Origin of the sequence: Kitasatospora sp. NPDC008115 (assembly GCF_042957205.1) — a bacterium.
Lineage (GTDB): Bacteria > Actinomycetota > Actinomycetes > Streptomycetales > Streptomycetaceae > Kitasatospora.
This window is the reverse complement of the sequence record NZ_JBIBHU010000004.1, coordinates 128,663-149,205: the sequence shown is the minus strand read 5'-3', so window position 1 is coordinate 149,205 and position 20,543 is coordinate 128,663. Positions and strand designations below refer to the sequence as shown.

The following is a 20,543-nucleotide window of genomic DNA, read 5'->3' as shown; positions in this document are numbered from 1 at the left end:
TTGGCGTTCGTCCGTTCGAGTCACCCGAGGGCGGGTTGCCCCCGGGTTGCCCCGGCCCCGGCGGAACCGTCGGTGACGCTGGTGCGGACGCGGCCCGCGACGGCGCGGGGCGCCGGACACGGAGGGCAGGGTGAGCGGGATGGCCCGCAACGGATCCGTTCGAGGTCTCCTCGGTAGGTCCTTGGCAGTGGGGTGCGCGATGGCGGCGCTGACGACCGGGCAGGCGTGGGCGGCGGACTGCACGGCGGAGGAGCAGGCGGCCACGCCGGTGGCGAGCGCCCCGGCCGCGGAGCCGGTGGGGGCGGAGGTCGTGGAGCCGGTGGGGGCGGAGGTCGTGGAGGTCGTGGAGCCGGTGGCCGACCCGGGCGCGACGGAAGCGGACACAGCGGGCCCTGCCACGGCGGGCCCTGCCACGGCGGAGTCGGGCGCGGCCGGAACAGGCACGACCGGAACGGGCGCGGCGGAGTCGGCGGCGGCCGTCCGACCGTCGGACTCCGACCTCTTCGTGGTCCGGATGGACCCGGACGCAGCCGCGCCCGGCGGCACCACCACCGTGCACGCCTTCATCAGCAACCTCGGCCCGGACACGACGGCCTCGCCGTTCACCGTCGTGGTCACCCTGCCCGCGGGCGTCACCGCCGAGGGCCCGTACTTCCCGGACAACTGTTACGCCTTCCAGGAGGGCCACCGGGTGCGCTGCACCTTCCCGGCCGGCCTGCAGCCGTACCGCAGCGCGACCGCGCTCGTCCCGGTCCGGCTGGCCGCCACCGTCCCCGCCCCCGGCACGCTGACCGGGGGCTGGGTGGCGGTGCGCAGCAGCGACGACTGCAACGAGGAGAACAACAAGCAGCCGTTCGAGATCGCCGTCGTCGAGACGACCGAGCCGCGCCCGGCCGTCTGACCCGCGCCTGCCGCGGGGCGGCGGCCCGGTCCGGCGGGCGCCGCACCCGACGGCGGGCCGGGGTGGCGGGTCCGGCCGGGAAAGTGCGCCGCGCAGGCGGAGCGGTCGGATAGGTTGGAGATCCGTCCGCACCGCCGACAAGGAGACCCGCCCCACCATGACCGCGTCCCTGCCCGCCTTCGCCGGCCGTACCTACCTGTTCCGGGTCGACAACGGCGCGGCCTTCCGCAACGCCTACTCGGCCGACGGCAAGCGGCTGCGCTGGGAGGGCCTCGGCGAGTCGGCGGGCCAGTGGGAGGACGTCGGCCTGCACGTGGCCGAGGTCGGCCCGCAGGTGTACTTCGTGAGCTGGACCGAGGTGAGCGGGATCACCGTCAGCCACGTCATGGACCTGGCCCGGATGACGGTCCGCGTGTTCTGGACCTACGAGGGCGAGGGCGGCCGGGTCGGCGAGCTGCACACCGGCACGCTGGAGCAGGTGGCCTGAGCCCGCCGCCCCCGCACGCCGGTCCCGGCTCCGGCCCTGGTCTCGGCCCTGGTTCCGGCTCCGGCCCGGGCCCGGGTCAGACCGACTGGCCGGCGGCCGGGACGACCAGGCGCTGGGAGATCCACTCCAGCGAGGACGGGAGCAGCCTGCTCCAGGTCTCGAAGTTGTGGCCGCCGGTCTCCAGCATGCTGTAGGAGACCTTCATCGGGCTGTGCGCGGCGGCCACGAACGCCTCGGTGTCCCGCCGGTAGTCGCCGTCGCCCTCCTTGGTGCCGGCCAGCAGCACGGCGACCTCGGGCTGCGGGAGGTTCTTGAGCCGCCACATCAGGTCGGCCTCGTTGCGCCGCTGGGCACTGCCCTTGAAGAGGTCGCCGGTGGTCGGGTCCTCGGCGGCCTGGTAGTAGCCGGAGAGCGAGACGGCGGTCGGGAAGACCTCCGGGTGGCGCATCGCCAGCTTGAGGGCGCAGTAGCCGCCGGTCGAGTTGCCCATGAACGCCCAGGCCTTCGGGTCGGCCGACACCCGGTAGGTGGCCTGGACCGCCGAGGGCACGTCCTTGGTGAAGTAGGTCTCGGACTGCGCACCGCCCGGGATGTCCTCGCACTCGGTGTCCTGCGGCAGCGCCGGCGAGGGGCGCACCAGCACCATCACGGTCGGCTGCATCCGGCCCTCCTGGAGCAGCTTGAGCGCCGCGCCCGGGTAGTTGAGCCGGGTGACGAGGTTCTTGGCGATGCCGGGGAAGCCGGTGCTGACGATCAGGACCGGGAACTGCTTCTGCGCGTACTCCGGCTGGAAGTACTGCGGTGGCAGGTAGACGTACCCCTCGGTGGACAGCCGGGTGGTGGCGCCGTCGATGCGGACCTCGCGGATCTCGCCGGACTTCCCGGGGTCGCGGCCGAGCGCGCCGCCGCCCTGCACCTCGGCGTGGCCGATGGTCTCCACGCGCAGCCGGCCGGAGGCGTCCACCTTGTTCTGGATGACCACCGGGCCGTTGTCGCCGGTGCCCAGCAGGTCGTCCCAACTGCTGTAGAACGCGAAGTAGTTGTTGGCCACCAGGCCGAGCGCGGCGAGCACGGTCAGCTGGGTGGCGAGCAGGGCGCCGATCCGGCCGAGCACCGCCTGCCAGCTCCGCTTCGACAGTCTCGGCCACAGCCAGACCGTCCCGGCCATCGCCGCGACGGCGATCAGGACGGTCAACGCCAGTACCTTGTGGCTCGTCAGCCCCATGTTCCGCTTGCTCCCACGCCTCGTACTCCCCCGCCCCCCGGGGGGAAGGACACCCGGGAGGGCCGCCCCGGTTCCCCGCGTCCGCCGCGAGGTCGTCGCCCGGGCGCGACCACTCAGCCTAGCGTCCGCGCGGACCGCTCCGCCCCCGCCGACCAGCGGTGACACCCTCGACCTGGAGGAGGAGGCCGGCTCGCGGGGGGGTGTGTGGCGGGCGCGCCGTCAGCCGACGTGCTCCCAGAGGCCGAGGCCGGCGGTGAGTTCGCGCATGCAGCGGGCGCCGAGTTCGCGGGGCGAGCCGGGGCCGGTCGCCGGGGCGCCGGAGGACGCCCACTGTTCCAGGGCGACCCGGATGGCGGCGGTCGCGGCGGCGGCCAGCCGGATCTCCAGGGCGTCGGTCCCCGGCGGGCAGCGGTCGGCGATCGCGGCCCTCAGCCGCTCCTCGGAGTCGGCGTGCACCCGCTGCCAGACCGAGGCGAGGCGCGGGTCGCGCAGCAGTTCGCGGGTCCAGTGCATGGCCTCGTCGGCCTGGGCGTCGAACGGGCTCAGCGACTCGGCCGCCGAGCGCTCCAGCGCCTCGCGGACCGGCAGGTCGGAGGCGCTCTCGGTGAACAGCCGCACCCAGCGCTCGCCGCCGGCCGCGAGCAGCGGGGCGACGGCGTCCTCCTTCTCCGAGAAGTAGCGGTAGAAGGTGCGCAGCGAGATGCCCGAGGCGTTGGCGATCTCCTCGGCGGTGGTGGCCTCGGCCCCGCGCGCGGCGAACAGTTCGGCCGCGGCCCGGGCGATCTCCAGGCGGGTGCTCTCGCGGCGGCGCTGGGTCAGGGTGGGGCGTCCGGTCACGGGGTCAGCGTACGCGAGGCGGCACGTCGAGACTTTTTGGCACAACGTGCCATTCGGGCGTAACGTGCCAATCAGGTCGCTTGACCAAGAACGGAACGGAGTACCACCACCATGGAGCGCTTCACCGGACGGAACGTCCTGATCACCGGCGGCGGCTCGGGCATCGGCCAGGCCACCGTGCACCGGATCCTCGCCGAGGGCGGGCGGGTCGTCGCCGTCGACGTCAACGAGGACGGGCTGAAGGCCACCCTGGACCGCGCCACCGCCGACGGCACCGCCGACCGCCTCACCACGGCGGTGCTGGACGTCTCGGACGAGGCCGCCGTCCGGGCCGGCGTCGCCGGGGCCGTGGCCTCGCTCGGCGGTCTGGACGTACTGGTCAACGCGGCCGGCATCCTGCGCTCCGCGCACACCCACCGGACCAGCCTGGAGTTCTGGAACAAGGTGGTCGCGGTCAACCTGACCGGCACCTTCCTGATGACCCGCGAGGCGCTGCCCGCGCTGCTCGCGGACGGCAAGGGCGTGGTGGTGAACTTCAGCTCCACCTCCGCCGCCTTCGCCCACCCCTACATGGCCGCGTACGCCGCGACCAAGGGCGGCATCCAGTCCTTCACCCACGCGATCGCCGCCGAGTACGCCAAGCAGGGCCTGCGCGCCGTCTGCGTCGCACCGGGCAGCATCGACAGCGGCATGACCCACAACCCGGGCCTGCCCGAGGACGCCGACCTCAGCCACTTCGCCAAGCTCACCCCCGCGATCGGCCAGGGCTTCGCGGGCCCGGAGACCGTGGCCGGCGTGATCGCCATGCTCGCCTCGGACGACGGCGCCTTCGTCACCGGCACCGAACTGCGCATCGACGGCGGCACCCACATGTGAGGCCGCCCGACGGGCCCGACACCGGGCCCGGCGCACGCCGGGCCCCTTGCGCGGGGCCCCTTCCGCGGGGCCCCTTGCGTGGGGATCAGTCCTGGTCGCCGCCCAGGCCGCCGTGCCGGGCGGCGGCCAGGACCGCCCGGGCGGCGCGGTCGGCCGCGCGCTCGTCGACCGGCTCGCCGGTGATCAGCGCGCGGAAGTAGAGGGGGGCGGCGAGATTCTTGATCACCTCGGCCGGGTCGATGCCGGCCGGCAGTTCGCCGCGCTCGACCGCCCGGACCACCACCGGCTCGGCGCGGCGCAGCCGGTCCGCGAAGATCCCCGCCCTGACCTCGGCGATCCCCGGGGCGCGGGCCGCGTCGGACAGCATCACGGCGAGCACGGCGGCACCGGCCGGCGAGCCGAGCCAGGCGGCGAGCCCGCGGGCGAGGGCGCGCAGGTCGCCGTCGAGGTCACCGGTGTCGGGGATGGGGATGTCCCCGGCGATCCGGCCGGTGAGGGCGTCGAGGATGAGCGCGTCCCGGTCCTTCCAGCGGCGGTAGACGGTCGTCTTGTGGACGCCGGCCCGCTGGGCCACACCGTCCATGGTGAGCGCCGCGTAGCCGATGTCGTCGAGTTCGGCGAGGGCGGCGGTCAGGACGGCGGCCCGCACCTTCTCGCCGCGGCCGATCGTGGGGCGGGACGGGGCGGGCGGAGCGTTCTCCGGAGACATCGCAACTCCCGGTTGCGTTAGGGCGGGCAGCGTGGCACGCTCAGGCTATCGCAACCATGAGTTGCGATAGTGCTTCGCGTCGCACCGCGGAGATCACCAGGAGGGGAACGCGCATGCCCACGCCCTACCGCTTCACCACCCCCGTCCGCCCCCGGGCCGCCACCGGCCGGGTCGCCGCCGTCTACGCGCAGGTGGAACGGGACTTCCTGCTCGCCGACGGCCCGCTGATGAGCCTTTCCCCCGCGCCCGAGGTGCTGGCCGCCACCTGGGCGCTGCTGCGCGAGGCCGAGATCGTCGGCGCCGCCGGGCGGGCCGAGAAGGAGGCGGTCGCCAGCGCCGTCTCGCTCGCCAACCGCTGCCCGTTCTGCACAGAGGCCCACGCGCTGCTCGTCCGCGGCGCCGGCGACCACGGCCTCGCGGAGGCCGCCCGGGCCGGCCGCACCCCCGAGGACCTTCGGCACGCCGCCCTGCTCGCCTGGGCGGCGGCCACCCGCTCACCCGGCGACCCGGCCCTCGCCGCCCCGCCGTTCACCGCCGACCGGGCTCCCGAGTTCCTCGGCACGGCCCTGGCCACCCACTTCATCAACCGGATGGTCACCTCGCTGCTGGACGAGGACGAACTGCTCCCGGGCGCGGTGCGCCGCTCCGCGACCGCGCGACGGGCGGCCGCCCTGACCGTCACCCGCGCCGCCCGGCGCAGCCCCGAGCCGGGGGCGGGCCTCGCCGTGCTCGCGGCGCCGGCGCCGGCCGGGTCCGTGCCCGCCTGGGCCGGCGGGAGCCCGGTCGGCGAGGCGTACGGCGCGCTGCGGGCCGTCGCCGCGGCGGGCGGTGAGCTGCTGGGAGCGGCGGCCCGCGCGGCCGTCCTCGAAGCGGTCGCGGCCTGGGACGGCGGCCACCCCCCGCTGGGAGGCGCCCCGGCCGCGGTGGCGCTCGCGGATGTCCCGCCCGCCGAACGGCCCGGCGCCCGCCTCGCCCTGCTGGCCGCGCTGGCGCCGTACCGGATCACCGACGCGGACGTCGCCGCCTGGCGGACCGGGGGTGGCGGGGGTGGGGACGGGGAGCTGACGCGGGTGCTGGCGTTCGGCGCGATCGCGGCGACCGCGCGGGTGGAGGAGTGGATCACCGCCGGGGCGGGCTCCGCGGCGGCGGATCGGGGTCGGGGCCGGCGGGCTGACAGTTGACAGATTTCAGATTCTGTTATCTGAAATCTGTTATCTGTCAGTTGTCAGTTGTCAGCCCCTCGTGGCCGCTCCCCCGCCACACGACCGCGAAGGCCCGGGCGGGGTTGGCGGTGAGGAGGCGGTGGGGGGTGTCGGGGCCGAACTCCCGGGAGAGGCGGGGGGCGAGGGCGGTGAGGAGGTGGGTGGGGCCGGGGGTGTGGCGGGCGGTGCGGGTGGTGGTGTCGCCACCGAGGAGCAGGCGGTCGGCGTGGCCGGCCTCGATGAGGGCCGCCACCGTGTCGAAGAGGTGGTGGTCGGTCGCGTGATGCGCGCGGGAGGGGCCGTCCAGTGCCAGGAAGGCTCCGGTGGCGGCGAGTTGGCGGTGCAGGCGGAGGTCCGGGTGCCGGTTGAGGTGGCCGAGGATCACCCGCCCGGGCGGCACGCCGTGGCGGTCGCAGAGCAGGTCGAGGACGTCCGGGGCCGCGGTGCCGAGTTCGTGGTGGACGGCGATCGGCGCGCCGGTGGCGTGGTGCGCCTCGGCGGCGGCGGCCATCACCCGCCGGGTGTGGGCGTCCAGGCCGTGGTAGTCGCCGGCCACCTTGATCAGTCCCGCGCGGACGCCCTCGGGCGCGCCGCGCACGCCGGTGGTGAGCTCGGCGGTGAAGAACCCGGCGAGCCCGGCGTAGCGCCGTTCGAGGTCGGCCGGGTCGTAGTGGACGGCCTGGTGGAGCCCGGTGGCGGCGACCAGGTGAACACCGGTCGCGCGGGACAGCCCCGGCAGCGCGTCGGCGCGCCGCCCCAGTCCGGCGGGCGTCCACTGGACGAACGCCCGGCCGCCGGCCGCCGCGAAGGCGCGCAGCACCTCCTCCGCGGCGGCCGGGTCGTCGAGTTCCTCACCCGGCAGCCTGGGGCTGCGCAGGAAGAGGTGGTCGTGGGCGTCGCAGACGCCGAGCGCGGCGGGATCGAGGTCACCGAGGACGGTCCGGACGGCGGCCTCGGCGGCGGTGGCGCTCATTCCGTCCCGGCGAAGGTCGCGGCGGCGACCCGCAGTCCGGCCAGGGCCTTGGGGACGCCGACGTAGGGCGCGAGGTGGACCAGGACCTCGGTGATCTCCTCCCTGGTCAGGCCGATCCGCAGGCTGTTGCGGACGTGGTCGGCGAGCTGCGGTTCCACGCCGCCGAGCGCGGTGAGCGCGGCCAGGTTGGCCACCTGGCGGTCGCGCAGGGCGAGTCCGGGCCGCTGGTAGGTGCCGCCGAAGAGCGCGGTGACGATCCAGTCGGGGAAGCCGGGGGCGAGTTCGTCGAGCGGGCCCAGGGTGTCGGCCCGGGTCCTCGGCCCGGCGAGCTCGTCGAGCAGGGCGTACCCGGCGGCCCGGTCGAGCGGGGCGGGGGCGAGGCCGGCGGGGGCGTCGGGAGCGGGGGCGTCAGGAGCGGGGTGCATCGGGCGGGATGGTCCTTTCACCAGTGGCGGCCGGGGGGGGCAGCCGGTCGAGTTCGGGGCTGGAGAGGTGGTGCACGCGGTACCGGGTGCCGGGCGCGGTGTCCGGGGCGCCGGCGCGCCAGAGGGCGAAATGCAGCAGTTCCCAGCGGTGGGGGTCGACCGCGACGGCGGCGGTGTGCAGGTCGGGGTGGTCCGGCAGTGCGGCGAGGGCCTGTTCGACGGCCTCGGCGGGGTCGGCGTCCTCCGGGAGCCGCTCCGTCCGGCGGGTGGCCGTGGCGGGCGCATCGTCGGCGGGACCGCGGCGCAGGCCGGCGCCGAGCCAGTGCCGTACGACGGGGCGGCCGAAGTCGGCGCTGAGGCCGCGGAAGCCGGGGCCCCAGAGGAAGGCGTTCATGCCCTCGGCGGTGCGCCAGAGGTAGAACGGCGCGTACTGGTTGACGGGCGATCCGTCGAGGCCGCGTTCGCGCACCAGGTAGGCCTTGAGGCCGAGACCGGGGAAGCCGTCGAGCAGGTGGCCCTTGGCGGCGATCCGCCGGTGGATGACGCCCATGTCGTAGTCGGCGGGCAACGTGATCTCGTACTGCATGGCGAGCACGGCGGGCTCCGGTAAGGGGTCGGGCACCGGCGGCTCAGCCGGTGCGGTGGGCGGCGAGCAGGGCGAGGGCGCCGCGGACGGCCCGCTCGAACGGTTCGGCGCCGTCGGCGGCGCGGGCGAGCACGTAACCGCCCTGGACGACGGCGACCACGGCGGCGGCGAGGTCGGCGGGGTCGGCGCCCGGCCGCAGCTCGCCGGCCGCCTGGCCCTCGGCGATCACCCCGGTGATCCGGCCGCGCAGCCAGTCGAAGGTCTCCTCGACGGGGGCGCGCAGCCGGGGGTCGGCCACCACCTCCGGGTCCTGGGCCATCCGGCCGATCCGGCAGCCGCGCAGCACGTCGCGCTCGCGCCGCAGGTAGGCGGCGACCCGGTCGTACGCGGTGCCGGGGCCCGCGAGGTCGGCCTCCACGACGGCGCGCATCTGCTCGGCGCTGCGGCGCAGGGCGGCGGCCGCGAGGCCGGGCTTGCCGTCGAAGTGGTGGTACATGCTGCCCTGGCCGACGCCGGCGCGCTGCTGGATGGCCTTGGGGCTGGTGCCGACGTAGCCGCGCTCCCAGAGGAGTTCCTGGGTGCTCTCGATGAGGCGGTCCTGGGTTGCCATGACGGCCACTGTACCTACTGGTACAGAAGAATGTACATACCAGTAGGTACAGCCGGTCGGTGCCGGCGCGCCCGGAAGGCCCCGGACCGTGGGCCGCCCCCCGGCGGTCCACGACCCGGTGTGATCGTCGTCCCCGCCCGCCCCACGAGGCACTCCTCGACCGGTGGTGGCGCACATCACCCCGGACGGCCGAGTCCTGGCAGGATGTCGGGCATGACCTACCTCGCCGCGGAAGACCGCTACGCCTCGATGACCTACCGCCGGGCCGGCCGCAGTGGCGTGCTGCTCCCCGCCGTCTCGCTGGGCCTGTGGCACAACTTCGGTGACGCCCAGCCGCTCGACGTCCAGCGCGCGGTGCTGCGCCGCGCCTTCGACCGGGGTGTCACCCACTTCGACCTGGCCAACAACTACGGCCCGCCGTACGGCAGTGCGGAGCGCAACTTCGGCTACCTCTTCGCACAGGACTTCCGCCCGTACCGGGACGAGCTGTTCATCGCCTCCAAGGCCGGCTACGACATGTGGCCGGGCCCGTACGGCGTGGGCGGCAGCCGCAAGTACCTGCTGTCCAGCCTGGACCAGTCGCTGGGCCGGATGGGCCTCGACTACGTCGACGTCTTCTACTCGCACCGCTACGACCCGCAGACCCCGCTCGAGGAGACCATGGGCGCGCTGGACTCGGCGGTCCGGGCGGGCAAGGCGCTGTACGCGGGCATCTCCAACTACCCGGCGGAGCAGCACCGGGAGGCGGTGGCGATCCTGCGCGAGCTGGGTACGCCGGTCCTGATGAACCAGTGCGCGTACTCCGTCCTCAACCGCTACGTCGAGGACGAGGGCGTCCTGGACGCGGTCGCCGACACGCAGACCAGCCTGATCGCCTACTCGCCGCTGGCGCAGGGCCTGCTGACCGACCGCTACCTGTCGGGGCAGGTGCCGGCCGGGTCGCGGATGTCGATCGGCAAGTTCCTCCGCGAGGAGGCGCTCACCGAGGCGAAGCTGGAGCAGTTGCGGGCGCTCGACAAGGTGGCGGAGCGGCGCGGGCAGAGCCTCGCGCAACTGGCGCTGAGCTGGGTGCTGCGGGACCCGCGGGTGGTGTCGGTGATCATCGGGGCCAGCAGTGTGGCGCAGCTGGACCAGAACCTGGACGCGCTGGCGGCCGGTCCGCTGACCGCCGAGGAGCTGGCCGAGATCGATGCGCTCAGCCGCTGATCAGTCGACCCGATGCGCCGATGAACAGCTGAGCCGCTGATCCCCTGCACGGCGGTGCCCGGACGGTCGATGCGTGACCGGCCGGGCACCGTGCTCGTTGGACCGCTCGTACGGGACCGTCCGTACGCGTCCTTCGAGATCTCGGGAGCCCGCCGTGCGGACGTTCCTCCTCCGGGCCGTCGCCCGTTTCGCCCGGCAGCTGGCGCTCACCTCGCCGCTGCCCTTCCCCCTGCTGCCCGGCGCACTACCGCCGGCGGACGCCCAGCGCCGGTAGCACCGTCTCGGCGACCCGGTGGGCCTCCTCCAGGAGCGGGTTGCCGGAGAGGATGAAGGTGTCCACGCCGAGCGACTCGAACTCCTGGAGCCGCTCGATCACCTGGGCCGTCGAGCCGACCACGGCGGTGCCCGGGCCGGGACGGAACAGGCTCATCCCGGGCCAGAGGTTCGGGTAGGTCTCCAGCTCCCGGGCCCGGGCCGGGACCTTGCCGCCGTGCTGGCGGAACTGCCGCTGCCAGCCGACGCCGTCCTCGCCGCGCGCGCCGCCCAGTTGGCGGGCGTAGGTGGCCTCGCTGGTGACGTCGAGCAGCCGGTCGGCGGCGGCCCAGGCCTCGTCCTCGGTGTCGCGGACGATGAGGTGAAGTCGCAGCCCGATCCGCAGGCTCCGGCCGTGCGCGGCGGCCCGCTCGCGCACCAGGTCGAGCTTCTCCTTCAGCTGCCGCGGCGGCTCGCCCCAGGTGAGGTAGACGTCCACGTGCTCGGCGGCCATCTCGATGCCGGCCGCCGAACTGCCGCCGAACCAGAGCGGGATGCCGCCCGGCTGGACCGGGGTGAGTTCGCGCAGGCTCGCACCGGCGTTCCGCAGGTCGTAGAACTCGCCCTTGTGGTCGAAGACTTCACCGGCGGTGAGGCGCTTGACGATCGACCAGTACTCGGCGCTCAGGCGGTAGCGGTCGTCGTGCGCGACGTGCAGGCCGTACTCGCGCAGCTGCTCGGTGGAGCCGTTGACCACGTTGAAGCGCAGCCGTCCGCCGTGCAGGTGGTCGAAGGCGAGCGCCATCTTCGCCAGCAGGGTCGGCGAGATCAGCCCGGGGTGGACGGCCAGCAGCGGCTTGAACGCGGGGGTGGTGGCGGCGGCCAGGGCGTTGCCGAGGTCCCACACGTCGTAGAGGTCGGTCGCCAGCAGCGCGCCGGTGTAGCCCAGGCGCTCGACGCTGCCCGCGAGTTGCTGGAGGTAGCGCAGGTCGACCGGGCGTCGGCCGGCCGGCTCCCACGGGTAGTGGCCCTCGCGCGGGATGATGTACCAGAGGACTTCGGAGGCCATCGGTCAGACCGCCTCGGCGACGGTACCGGACGCGACGGCGGCGGTGCCGGACGCTTCGGCCGCGGTGCCGGACGTGACGGCGGCGGCCACCGGGGCCTGGAGCGCGGGCAGGTGGGCGTCGGCGACGGTCACCGCGCGGTCGATGAAGCCGACCCGGTGGAAGATGTCGGCCGCCTCCTGCTGTTCGGCGACGAACGCGGCGCTCGCGGGCTCCAGCCGCCACGGCAGCGCGGCCAGCGCCGTCCGCCAGTCCTCGGCGCTTCCGCCGAGGTCCTCGGCGGCGATCGCGGCGGCCTCCGGCAGGTGCGCGGCCACCCAGGCGTCCGCGCGGCGCAGGGCGGTGGCGATCGCGGCGACCACCTCGGGGCGGTCGGCGGCGAAGCCCCGGCGGGTGAAGAACACCGAGCGGTCGGTGATCACGTCGCCGGTGCGCACCAGCTCACGGAACTCCCCGCCGCGCCGGGCGGCGGCCAGCTCGGCGCCCTGGGCGATCCAGCCGGCGATCTCGCCCTCGCGCAGCCGGCGTGCCTGGTCCTCCCCGGCGGCCGGGCGGACGGCGGTGATGGCGGTGGCGTAGGAGAGGCCCTCGGCGTGCAGGGCCTTGGCGAGCAGGTGGGTCTGCCAGGAGCCGATGCCGAGGACGACGGTGCCGCCCTTGAGGTCGGCGACCGTCCGCACGGGGCCGTCGGCGCGCACCAGCAGCGCGCCGTGGTCGGGGCGGGGCGCGGAGACCACCGCGTAGACGAGGTCGTGGCCGGCCGCCTGGGCGGTGATCGGCGGGGTGGAGCCGGTGCCGCCGAAGTCGATGGTGCCGTCGGCGAGCAGCTCGCCGGTGCGGGTGCCGTCGCGGTAGTGGTGGAACGCGCCGGTCTCCCCGAGCGGGGCCAACTCCTCGTCCAGGTAGTCGAGTCGGGAGAGGTAGTAGAGCGAGGGGTTGCTGGCGTGGACGCCGAGGGTGATGGCCATGGGGATCAACTCCTGTGGTGCGGACGGTGAAGGGGGTCGGTACGGGGGTTCAGTGGACGCCGAGGTCGGCGAGCAGGCGGCGGCGCAGCTCGGCGAAGGCCGGGTCGGCCGGGTCGCGCGGGCGTTCGACGGTGACGCGCTCGTCGCGCACCAGCGCGCCGTCGCGGAGCACGGCGACCCGGTCGGCGAGCCGCACGGCCTCGTCCACGTCGTGGGTGACCAGCAGGACGGCCGGGCGGTGGCGGCGGACGAGGTCGCCCACGAGGTCCTGCATGCGCAGCCGGGTGAGCGCGTCCAGGGCGGCGAACGGCTCGTCCAGCAGCAGCAGTTGGGGCTCGCGGACGAGTGCCCGGGCGAGTGCGGCGCGCTGCGCCTCGCCACCGGAGAGGGTGGCCGGCCAGGCGTCGGCGTGCCGGTCGAGGCCGACCTCGGCGAGCGCCTTGAGCCCGGTCTCCCGGGTGGCTGCGCCGCGCGGCAGGCCGACGGTGACATTGGCGAGCACCCGCTTCGAGGGGACCAGCCGGGGCTCCTGGAAGACCACCGTGTGCACCGGCGGCACCAGGACGGTGCCGGCGTCGGCCCGGTCGAGGGCGCCGAGGATGCGCAGCAGGGTGGTCTTGCCGGTGCCGCTGGCACCGAGCAGGGCGACGAACTCGCCGCGGTCGATGGAGAGGTCGACGCCGTCGAGGACGGCGCGGTCTCCGAACACCCGGCGCAGGCCGCGCAGATGGACGGCGGGTGCGGTGGCGGTGGCTGCGGCGGTGCTCATCGGGCTGCTCCCTGGGTGGCCTTGCGCCAGGGCATCAGGACCCGCTCCAGGAGGCGGACGACGCCGTCGGCGGTGAGTCCCAGCAGTCCGTAGATCAGGATGCAGACGGCGAGGATGTCGGTGCGCGAGTAGTTCTGTGCCTGGGCCATCAAGTAGCCGATGCCCTCGGTGGAGTTGATCTCCTCGGCGGCGATCAGCGCGATCACGCTGAGCGTCATGGACAGCCGCAGTCCGGAGAGCAGCGCGGGGAGTGCGCCGGGCAGGACGACGGTGCGCACGATCGCCCAGCGGCCGAGGCCGAAGCTGCGCATGGCCTCGATGAGTTTGCGGTCGGTGTTCCGTACACCGCCGGAGGTCGACACGTACATCGGGAAGCTGGTGGCGACGCCGATCAGCGCGATCTTGGCCGTCTCGGTGATGCCGAACCAGACCATGAACAGCGGGACGAGCGCGAGGAAGGGGACGGTGCGCAGCACCTGGACGGCGGAGTCCAGCAGTTCCTCGCCGAGGCGGAAGAAGCCGGTGACGACGCCGAGCACCAGGCCGGTGGTGGCACCGATCAGCAGGCCGAGGCCGGCCCGGGTGAGCGAGACGGTGAGGGCGTCGGCGAGTTGGCCGTTGCCCCACAGTTCGCCGACCGCCTCGGCGACCTGGGCGGGCGAGGCCAGGACGTCCTGGGTGAGGGCGCCGGTGGCGGAGGCGAGGGCCCAGCCGCCGAGCAGGGCCAGCGGGCCGAGGGTGCGCAGGGTGAGGGCGAGGCCCCGGGGGCGCGGGGTCTGGAGGCGGGTGCGGGGCTCGACCAGGCCGGCCGCGCGGGCGGCGGCGGTGCCGTCGTCGGTGTCCTGCCCGGGGGCGGGCGCCGGCGGCTTGGTGGTCAACGGGTCGGTGGTGATGGTCACTTGGCACCGGTCCCGAGCTTGTCGACGTCGATGAGGTAGGGCTTGACGTCGACCAGTTGCTTGGTGACCTTCTGGTCGGCGAAGAACGCGGCGACGGTGCCGAACCGGGTGATGTCGGCCTCGGCGATGGCGCCGGCGGCGGAGCCCTGCCGGGCCACCTCGATCGCGACGCCCTTCTCGGCGGGGGTGACGGCGGTCGGCCCGGAGTCGGTGAAGACGTTGAGGTAGGCGGCCGGGTCGGCCTTCTCCTTGAGGCCGTTCTCGCGCAGGTAGTCGTAGAAGGCCTTGACGACGTCGGGGTGCTTGTCGGCGAAGCCGTTGCGGACGGCCCAGACGGCGTAGTTGTCGGAGCCGACCTCCTTGCCGTTGACCAGGAAGTGGGCGCCGGAGTTGGCGATCGACGGGGTGGAGAAGGTGTTCCAGGTGGCCCAGGCGTCGACCTGGCCGGAGTTGAAGACGCCTGAGGTCTGGTCGGCGCGCAGGTAGACCCGTTCGACCTTGTCCGCCGGGACGCCGTTCTTCTCCAGTGCCTTGAGCAGCAGGTACTCGCTGGTTCCGCCCTGGCTGACGGCGACCTTGCGGCCGACGAGGTCCTGCACGCTCTTGATCGGCGAGTCGTTCTTCACCAGGATGCCCTCGCCGACTCCGTCGGGGGCGGTCTGGGCGAACAGCTTGAAGCCGGGCTTCTGGGCGAGCGCGGCGACGGCGGAGGTGATCGAGCCCTGGGCGACGTCGAGCTGGTCGGCGGAGAGCGCCTGGGCGGCGGGGGCGAACGGGCCGGCGCTGCCGGTCCAGGCGACCTTGGCGTGGACGGCGGCCAGCGCCCGGTCCAGCGAGCCGTCCTTCTTCCCGAGGGCGAGGAAGCCGTTGTTACCGGGGTCGGGCACCCTGAGCACCACGTCGGCCTTGCCGCCGTCGGCGGAGGCCTTGGCCCCGTCGGCGGACGAGCCGCAGGCGGCCAGGGCGGTGGTGGCGAGCAGTGCGGCGGCGGCGAGGGCGAGGCGGGAGGGGTTCACGGGGTCGACTCCTGAGGAGGGGTGACGGGGCGGGGGACGGGGAGCGTCGGCCTCGGCGGCTGACAATTGACAGCTGACAGATTTCAGATGACAGATAACAGATTTCAGAATCTGTTATCTGTCATCTGTCAGCTGTCAGTCGCCGTGCGTCCGTCCTTCGGCGCGGCGGGCGGCGAGGAGGGTGCGGGCGGCACGGAGGGGCTCGGGGTCGGTCCAGGCGTGGACGTCGACCGGGCCGGCCAGGAATTCGTGCCGCTCAAGGAAACGTTTCTGCTGGTCCAGCAGGGTGAGGCGCTCCTCGGAGAGGTCGAGGTGCAGGGTGCGGTGGCCGCCGCGCGCATACGCTCCGGCGACGCCCTCCTCCCCCGCGCCGGTCTCGGCGCTCAGGATGCGCGCGACCTCCGCCGGACGTCCGGCGGCCCAGTCGGCGGCCTCCAGCAGGACGGCGAGGAATCGGGTCACCAGATCCGGGTGCTCGTCGAGCAGCCGCTGGTGGACGGTGATCGGCCGGGGCGTCCCGTTGTTCACCCGGGCCCCGCGGTCCGGCGCCTCGTCCAGCTCGACGGCGACCTCCGCGCCGATCCGGCGCGCCGCCTCCACCGCGAGCGCGCCCTTCACATAGACCGCGTCCACGACGCCGTCACGCAGCGCCGCCAGCTCCGCGGCCCACTGCCCGCCCTCCGGCGCGGCCGGCACGTCCACCAGTTCGGCGTCGTCCAGCGTGAGCCCGGCGAGCGAGAGCGCCCCGTGCAGACCGGCCAGGGCCATCGCCCGCCAGAAGTCGATCGCGATCCCATGTCGTGGGACGGCGAGGCGGCGCCCGCGCAGTTGCCGGGCATCGGTGATACCGCTGCCGGCCCGGACCAGGACGACCTGACGCTCCTCGATCCAGGTGAGCCCGATCAGCCTGGTCCGCTCGCCGCGCGAACGGGCCCACAGCGCCGGCACGTTGCCGCCTTCGCGGAACAGCCCGGTCAGGGCGTGGGTGTAGTGGTGGTCGGCCGCCACCTCCGGCGGCACGTCCTGGAGCGAGCGGACGGCGATGCCGTCGACGGCGAACTCCCGGCCGAGCCAGCCCTGGTCGGCCGCGATGCCGGTCGCGGTGGGGACGGGGCAGCGGGTGAACCAGAGGGTGTCGGGCGCGGACGGGATCGGGAGGGCGGCGGCGGTGGGGCTGTCATGGCTGGGCACGGTGGGCTGGTCCTCTGCGGCAGGGTGCGCGGACGCGGCGGAGCGCGGCGCGGCACGGGTCACCAGGCGTGGCGGGGCGGGGAGTCCGTAGGGTGGTCGGCGCGGACGGAGGCGACGCGTCAGCGACAACAGGCGCAGGGGGCGGGGCACCGGCGGTTCGTCACGGCGCTGCTCCTTCCTGCGGTTCGGTGCGCGGTGGACGGGGCTCGTCCGGTGCGCTGTACCGAGCGTTCCACGACCGACGGCCACCGGACAAGGGTTTGCCACATCATGGGATCGGTTGTTCATGAACGGCATCCTTTTGCAACGCCGTTGACACATTCCCGCAGCACGCGCTGCCATAGTCTGGGAGCGACTCCGGTGAACCGGCCGGAGCCAAGGACAGAACGAGAGGTGCCATGGCCGAGGCCGTCACCGCCGTCCAGAGCCCGCCGGCCGGCGCCCAGGCCGTCCAGCGGGCCCTCGGGTTGCTGCACTGCTTCCACGACAACGGCCCCGATCTGAGCGCCTCGGACCTGGCCCGCCGGATGGGCCTGTCGGTCTCCACCGCGCACCGGCTGGCCCGCACCCTGGTCAGCGCCGGATTCCTGGAGCAGGACGAGCAGACGGCCCGCTACCGGCTCGGCCCCGCCGTCGCCGAACTGGGCCAACTCACCTTCCACCAGCGGGGCCTGCACCTGGCCGCGCCGGAACTCGACCTGCTGTCGCGCCGCACCGGCGCCGCCGCCGATCTGGCGATCCGCAGCGGCCCGCACGCGGTGATCCTGGTCGGCGCCTCGGTGCGCCCGGACACCGGCCTGGGGCTGCGCCGGCCGCTGCACTCCACGGCACTCGGCAAGGTGCTGCTGGCCTGGCCGCGCCCGGGCGACGCGGGGGTCTCCACGCTGGGCCCGCTGCCGCCGTTCACCGACCGGACCATCACCGAACCGGAGCGCCTGGACGAGGAGTTGGCGAAGGTCCGGGCGGCCGGTTACGCGCTCAACGACGGCGAGTCGGCGGCCGGCGTAAGGACGGTGGCCGTACCGGTGCTGGACGGCGCCGGACAGGCCCGCTTCGCGCTCGCCGTCCGCTCCACGCCGGTCCACCTCACCGACGAGCGGCTGGACTGGTTCCTCGGCCACGCGCGGTCCTGCGCCGGGGCGCTCGCCGTGCTGCTGCTCCCGCCCGACCAACGAATATGACGGACGGTCAAAAACGCCTGAAGGGCCGGGCGCCCAGGGGGAGCGCCCGGCCCCGCCGGGGAAGGGGTCAGGCGACCGGGGTGTACTTGTAGCCGACCCGACGGACCGTCACGATGCTGTCCCGGTAGGCCACTCCGAGCTTGCGGCGCAGCCGGGCCACGTGCACGTCCACCGTGCGGCCGTCGCCGACGTGGCCGTAGCCCCAGACGGCGGAGACCAGGTGGTCGCGGGTGTGCACCCGCTGCGGGTGCTCGGTCAGGTGGGCGAGCAGCTCGAACTCCAGGTAGGTGAGGTCGAGCAACCGCCCGTCCACGTAGGCGTTGCGGCGCTCCACGTCGACGGCGATGCCGCGCCCGGCGGGCCGCACCGGACGGACGGGAATCCCTCCTGCGGGTGCGGCGGAGACGGTCGGGGCGGTGACGGACGGCGCCGGGCCGAAGGGCGCGGAGCCGAACGGCACACCGGAGGACGGGCCGCCCGGCGCACCGGCGGCGGGCGCCGGGGCCTGAGCCGGAGCCGCGATGGACGCGACCGGGAAGCCGGTCGGCGCGGCGCCGCCCTCGGCCGGGACCAGCACGAGGTAGCCGACCATCGGCTGCCCCGCCGAGGCGCCGAACTGCGCCCCGTACTGGGCGAGCAGGGCCTGCGGCAGCGAGCCCTGCGGCAGCGCCGCGACCACCGCCGCGCCCTCCGGCAGCGCCGCGAGCAGCGCCTGCGGCGGGAGCGACGGCACGACCGGGGCCGGGCCGGACGCCACCGGGGACACGGACGGGCCCGCCGCGGCGGGCGGGACGGAACCGGGCTGGCCGGCCGGACGCTGCGGACCGGGTCCGGGGTGCCGGCGTTCGGGGTTCGGGGCGACGGAGCGAACCGCGCGCAGGTGCGGGGTCGCGGAAGGGAGGGGAAGGGTGGCGGTGGAGGAGATGGACATGATGCCGCTCATTTCGCGCGTGACGGACGGGGTGGAGTCGTCTGCGCGTCGACCGGGCGTACTGCCGAGGACTGACCCGGGGTCAGCGGAGGGAGTGCCGGGACGCGCTGGGCGATCCCGGACACGTCTGGTCGAACAGGTGCGGCTGCCGCGACGGCCAGAACGGCTCGAGGTCGGCGGGCCGGCCTCTTCCTCCGTCCACGGCGTGTCTTCCGCGCCCATCCGGCCGGATGGTTCCCGCGTCGCACCGCGCCACGGCGGCCACCCCGACCGTCCCGGCGGCGACGCGGGCGGCGGCGCTGCTGGTGGCGGTGGTGGCGGCGGCCGGGTGACTGGTGGTGCTGGCGAGGTTCACTGGTGGTCTCCGCGAAGCGGGCAGGGACGACGGCGGCCCACCGGACGGATGTCCGGTGCTGCCGGGTCGACGGTGCGAGGGGCCGTCGTCCTCCGCCCGACCCGGTCCGGCATTGGCGATCCGGACGGGCCTGGCCGGCCGGGAGGGCTTCCCGGGCGGCGGGCGGTGGCGACGGTGAGGTGGACGGCGAAGGGTGGTGACGTCAGCGACAGCAGGCGCTGCAGATCAGCGCGTGGTCGATGTACCGCCGGACGGTCAGCGCCGGAGTGGCCGGGACGGGGAGGTTCAGGGAGGCGGCCAGGGCCGACGCGCGTCGCTGCTCGACGTTCACGGTACGGCCCTCCCCCCTCTGGTCCCGGTGTGCCGGCACGTCCTTGCGTCGTGCCGCGTCGCGCGTGCCGGACGCACTCGGTGCGTGGCACGTTCGAGGCATCCCGGCAACGGGCCGGGCGGCCTCCGTCCCCAGAGCCTTCCACGCCGGGCCGGTCAAGGCAACCTGCCGGGCACCGAACGTCCGACATGTGAACACCGGAATGAGACGCTGACGCGGCGCCACCCTCCGTGGCGGGGACGGCGGCCCGGTCCGGCGCCGTGTCCGGCAAGGCCTCCGGCCACGGCTCGGCACCGGGTCCTACGCGGGTCCGGCACCGGGTCCGGCGTCGGGTCAGACCGTGACCGGCGTGCTCCGGCGGCGGGCGGCGGCGTGCTCGACCAGCGCCACCAGCAGTTCCTTGCCGTCCTCGCGGAGGCGGGCGTCACAGAGCATCACCGGGATGCCCGGGTCCAGGTCGAGCGCGTCCCGGACCTCGTCGGGGGCGAAGACCTCGCTGCCCTCGAAGCAGTTCACGGCCACCAGGAACGGGATGCCGCGCTGCTCGAAGAAGTCCACCGAGGGGAAGCAGTCCGCGAGGCGCCGGGTGTCCGCCAGTACCACCGCGCCGAGCGCGCCGCGGGCCAGCTCGTCCCAGACGAACCAGAACCGGTCCTGGCCGGGGGTGCCGAAGAGGTAGAGGGCGAGCCCGGGCCGCAGGTCGATCCGGCCGAAGTCCATGGCCACCGTGGTGGTGCGCTTGGCCTCCACGCCCGCCGTGTCGTCCACCGGCCGGCCCAGCTCGCTGAGCTCCTCCTCGGTGCGCAGCGGGCGGATCTCGCTGACCGAGCCGACCAGGGTGGTCTTGCCCGCGCCGAAGCCTCCGGCGACCAGGATCTTCACCGCCGCCGCCGGGCCGCCGCGCCAGCGCGGGTCGTTGGCCCGGTCGCCGCCCGCGGCGCCGGCCCGGTGGTGGGCGGGCCCCGCCGGGGCGGCCGCGGTCACGGTGGCGTCGGCGGTGGCGTCGGCAGTGGCATCGGCGGCCGCGGTCAGGTCAGAGCGCACGGAGTCCATTGATCACGTCTCGCAGCAGGCGCTCGTCCGGCAGCTCGGCGAGCGGAACGGGTCGGGTGACGCCGATCAGATCGGCGTCGTAGAGGTCGCCGAGCAGGACACGCACGACGCTGACCGGCAGATCGGTGTAGGAGCCGAGCTCGGCCACCGAGATCGGCTCCCGGCGGCACCAGGCCAGGATGGTCTGGTGCTCCGGGTCGAGCACGTGGGCGGGCACGGCCCCGGTGCCCGGCGCGGGGTCCTTGGCGGTGATCAGCGAGATCAGGTCGAACAGGCCGTCCTCGACGGGCCGGGTGCGGCCGCGGGTCATCGAGTACAGCCGCACCACCGGGCCGGCGTCGTCGTCGAACCAGCGGTCGTCGACCGGGGTCCGCGCCTGGAACAGGTCGAGCCCGGGCCCGCCCCCGTCCGGGCCGTCCGGGCCATCGGGACCGCCCGGGCCGTGCGGCCCCCGGTCGCCGGACCCGCGGCCGCCGCCCTCACGGCCGTCCGG

General features: G+C 74.7%; 22 protein-coding genes and 1 pseudogene. 6 read left to right on the top strand and 17 right to left on the bottom strand.

The window, feature by feature from the left end; translation table 11 throughout:
* The first annotated feature begins 199 nt into the window (after window positions 1-199).
* Window positions 200-901, top strand: coding sequence for a hypothetical protein (locus ACFZBX_RS06985; RefSeq protein WP_391531902.1), 702 nt, complete (start codon window positions 200-202; stop codon window positions 899-901).
* 157 nt (window positions 902-1,058) lie between these two features.
* Window positions 1,059-1,388: a hypothetical protein gene (locus ACFZBX_RS06980; RefSeq protein WP_391531901.1), complete on the top strand. Its 330-nt coding sequence runs from the start codon at window positions 1,059-1,061 to the stop codon at window positions 1,386-1,388.
* A 76-nt stretch (window positions 1,389-1,464) separates the two neighbouring features.
* Here the strand turns inward: ACFZBX_RS06980 and ACFZBX_RS06975 are convergent, their stop codons facing one another.
* Window positions 1,465-2,613 (bottom strand): alpha/beta hydrolase, encoded by a 1,149-nt coding sequence (locus tag ACFZBX_RS06975; protein WP_391531900.1) that lies wholly within the window; start codon window positions 2,611-2,613, stop codon window positions 1,465-1,467.
* Between the two features lie 219 nt (window positions 2,614-2,832).
* On the bottom strand, window positions 2,833-3,450 hold the full coding sequence (locus ACFZBX_RS06970; protein ID WP_391531899.1) for a TetR/AcrR family transcriptional regulator: 618 nt from the start codon (window positions 3,448-3,450) through the stop codon (window positions 2,833-2,835).
* Between the two features lie 111 nt (window positions 3,451-3,561).
* Here ACFZBX_RS06970 and ACFZBX_RS06965 point away from each other — a divergent pair, with 111 nt between their 5' ends.
* Window positions 3,562-4,326: an SDR family NAD(P)-dependent oxidoreductase gene (locus tag ACFZBX_RS06965; RefSeq protein ID WP_391531898.1), complete on the top strand. Its 765-nt coding sequence runs from the start codon at window positions 3,562-3,564 to the stop codon at window positions 4,324-4,326.
* Between the two features lie 85 nt (window positions 4,327-4,411).
* On the opposite strand, the gene ACFZBX_RS06960 is transcribed toward ACFZBX_RS06965, so the two are convergent.
* Window positions 4,412-5,035 carry a TetR/AcrR family transcriptional regulator gene (locus ACFZBX_RS06960; protein WP_391531897.1) on the bottom strand — a complete coding sequence of 208 codons (624 nt, stop codon included), beginning with the start codon at window positions 5,033-5,035 and terminating at the stop codon, window positions 4,412-4,414.
* 113 nt (window positions 5,036-5,148) lie between these two features.
* Here ACFZBX_RS06960 and ACFZBX_RS06955 point away from each other — a divergent pair, with 113 nt between their 5' ends.
* On the top strand, window positions 5,149-6,216 hold the full coding sequence (locus ACFZBX_RS06955; RefSeq protein WP_391531896.1) for a DNA-binding protein: 1,068 nt from the start codon (window positions 5,149-5,151) through the stop codon (window positions 6,214-6,216).
* A 37-nt stretch (window positions 6,217-6,253) separates the two neighbouring features.
* Here ACFZBX_RS06955 and ACFZBX_RS06950 read toward each other — a convergent pair whose 3' ends face one another.
* From ACFZBX_RS06950 to ACFZBX_RS06935, 4 genes and pseudogenes are all read right to left on the bottom strand, one after another.
* A complete protein-coding gene (locus ACFZBX_RS06950; RefSeq protein WP_391531895.1) occupies window positions 6,254-7,210 on the bottom strand; it encodes a phosphotriesterase in 957 nt (318 codons plus the stop codon).
* Window positions 7,207-7,635 (bottom strand): carboxymuconolactone decarboxylase family protein, encoded by a 429-nt coding sequence (locus tag ACFZBX_RS06945; RefSeq protein ID WP_391531894.1) that lies wholly within the window; start codon window positions 7,633-7,635, stop codon window positions 7,207-7,209. Before ACFZBX_RS06945 ends, ACFZBX_RS06950 begins: the two co-directional genes overlap by 4 nt.
* A 17-nt stretch (window positions 7,636-7,652) precedes the next feature.
* A pseudogene (locus ACFZBX_RS06940) lies at window positions 7,653-8,230 on the bottom strand (DUF4865 family protein).
* A gap of 34 nt (window positions 8,231-8,264) precedes the next feature.
* A complete protein-coding gene (locus tag ACFZBX_RS06935; protein WP_391531893.1) occupies window positions 8,265-8,831 on the bottom strand; it encodes a TetR/AcrR family transcriptional regulator in 567 nt (188 codons plus the stop codon).
* A 213-nt stretch (window positions 8,832-9,044) separates the two neighbouring features.
* Here ACFZBX_RS06935 and ACFZBX_RS06930 point away from each other — a divergent pair, with 213 nt between their 5' ends.
* A complete protein-coding gene (locus ACFZBX_RS06930) occupies window positions 9,045-10,037 on the top strand; it encodes an aldo/keto reductase (RefSeq protein WP_391531892.1) in 993 nt (330 codons plus the stop codon).
* A 244-nt stretch (window positions 10,038-10,281) separates the two neighbouring features.
* On the opposite strand, the gene ACFZBX_RS06925 is transcribed toward ACFZBX_RS06930, so the two are convergent.
* The 6 genes from ACFZBX_RS06925 to ACFZBX_RS06900 form a co-directional block, all read right to left on the bottom strand.
* Window positions 10,282-11,358 carry an LLM class flavin-dependent oxidoreductase gene (locus ACFZBX_RS06925; protein WP_391531891.1) on the bottom strand — a complete coding sequence of 359 codons (1,077 nt, stop codon included), beginning with the start codon at window positions 11,356-11,358 and terminating at the stop codon, window positions 10,282-10,284.
* A gap of 3 nt (window positions 11,359-11,361) precedes the next feature.
* Entirely contained in the window at window positions 11,362-12,324 is a 963-nt protein-coding gene (locus ACFZBX_RS06920; protein WP_391531890.1) for an ABC transporter substrate-binding protein, read from the bottom strand.
* A gap of 49 nt (window positions 12,325-12,373) precedes the next feature.
* The gene (locus ACFZBX_RS06915; RefSeq protein WP_391531889.1) at window positions 12,374-13,093 is read right to left on the bottom strand and encodes an ABC transporter ATP-binding protein; all 720 of its coding nucleotides are present in this window, start codon (window positions 13,091-13,093) and stop codon (window positions 12,374-12,376) included.
* Window positions 13,090-13,896 carry an ABC transporter permease gene (locus tag ACFZBX_RS06910; RefSeq protein WP_391532093.1) on the bottom strand — a complete coding sequence of 269 codons (807 nt, stop codon included), beginning with the start codon at window positions 13,894-13,896 and terminating at the stop codon, window positions 13,090-13,092. Before ACFZBX_RS06910 ends, ACFZBX_RS06915 begins: the two co-directional genes overlap by 4 nt.
* 92 nt (window positions 13,897-13,988) lie before the next feature.
* Window positions 13,989-15,008 (bottom strand): NrtA/SsuA/CpmA family ABC transporter substrate-binding protein, encoded by a 1,020-nt coding sequence (locus ACFZBX_RS06905; protein ID WP_391531888.1) that lies wholly within the window; start codon window positions 15,006-15,008, stop codon window positions 13,989-13,991.
* A gap of 135 nt (window positions 15,009-15,143) precedes the next feature.
* The gene (locus ACFZBX_RS06900; protein ID WP_391531887.1) at window positions 15,144-16,199 is read right to left on the bottom strand and encodes an ABC transporter substrate-binding protein; all 1,056 of its coding nucleotides are present in this window, start codon (window positions 16,197-16,199) and stop codon (window positions 15,144-15,146) included.
* Between the two features lie 398 nt (window positions 16,200-16,597).
* Between ACFZBX_RS06900 and ACFZBX_RS06895 the strand changes: the two genes are divergently transcribed.
* Window positions 16,598-17,380: an IclR family transcriptional regulator gene (locus ACFZBX_RS06895; protein ID WP_391531886.1), complete on the top strand. Its 783-nt coding sequence runs from the start codon at window positions 16,598-16,600 to the stop codon at window positions 17,378-17,380.
* A 67-nt stretch (window positions 17,381-17,447) separates the two neighbouring features.
* Here ACFZBX_RS06895 and ACFZBX_RS06890 read toward each other — a convergent pair whose 3' ends face one another.
* From ACFZBX_RS06890 to ACFZBX_RS06875, 4 genes are all read right to left on the bottom strand, one after another.
* On the bottom strand, window positions 17,448-18,311 hold the full coding sequence (locus tag ACFZBX_RS06890) for a winged helix-turn-helix domain-containing protein (protein WP_391531885.1): 864 nt from the start codon (window positions 18,309-18,311) through the stop codon (window positions 17,448-17,450).
* 557 nt (window positions 18,312-18,868) lie between these two features.
* On the bottom strand, window positions 18,869-18,997 hold the full coding sequence (locus ACFZBX_RS06885; protein WP_391531884.1) for a hypothetical protein: 129 nt from the start codon (window positions 18,995-18,997) through the stop codon (window positions 18,869-18,871).
* Window positions 18,998-19,330: 333 nt separating this feature from the next.
* On the bottom strand, window positions 19,331-19,879 hold the full coding sequence (locus ACFZBX_RS06880; RefSeq protein ID WP_391532092.1) for an ATP/GTP-binding protein: 549 nt from the start codon (window positions 19,877-19,879) through the stop codon (window positions 19,331-19,333).
* A 151-nt stretch (window positions 19,880-20,030) separates the two neighbouring features.
* Window positions 20,031-20,435, bottom strand: a complete 405-nt coding sequence (locus ACFZBX_RS06875) for a DUF742 domain-containing protein (protein WP_391532091.1) — start codon at window positions 20,433-20,435, stop codon at window positions 20,031-20,033.
* Window positions 20,436-20,543: the final 108 nt, after the last annotated feature.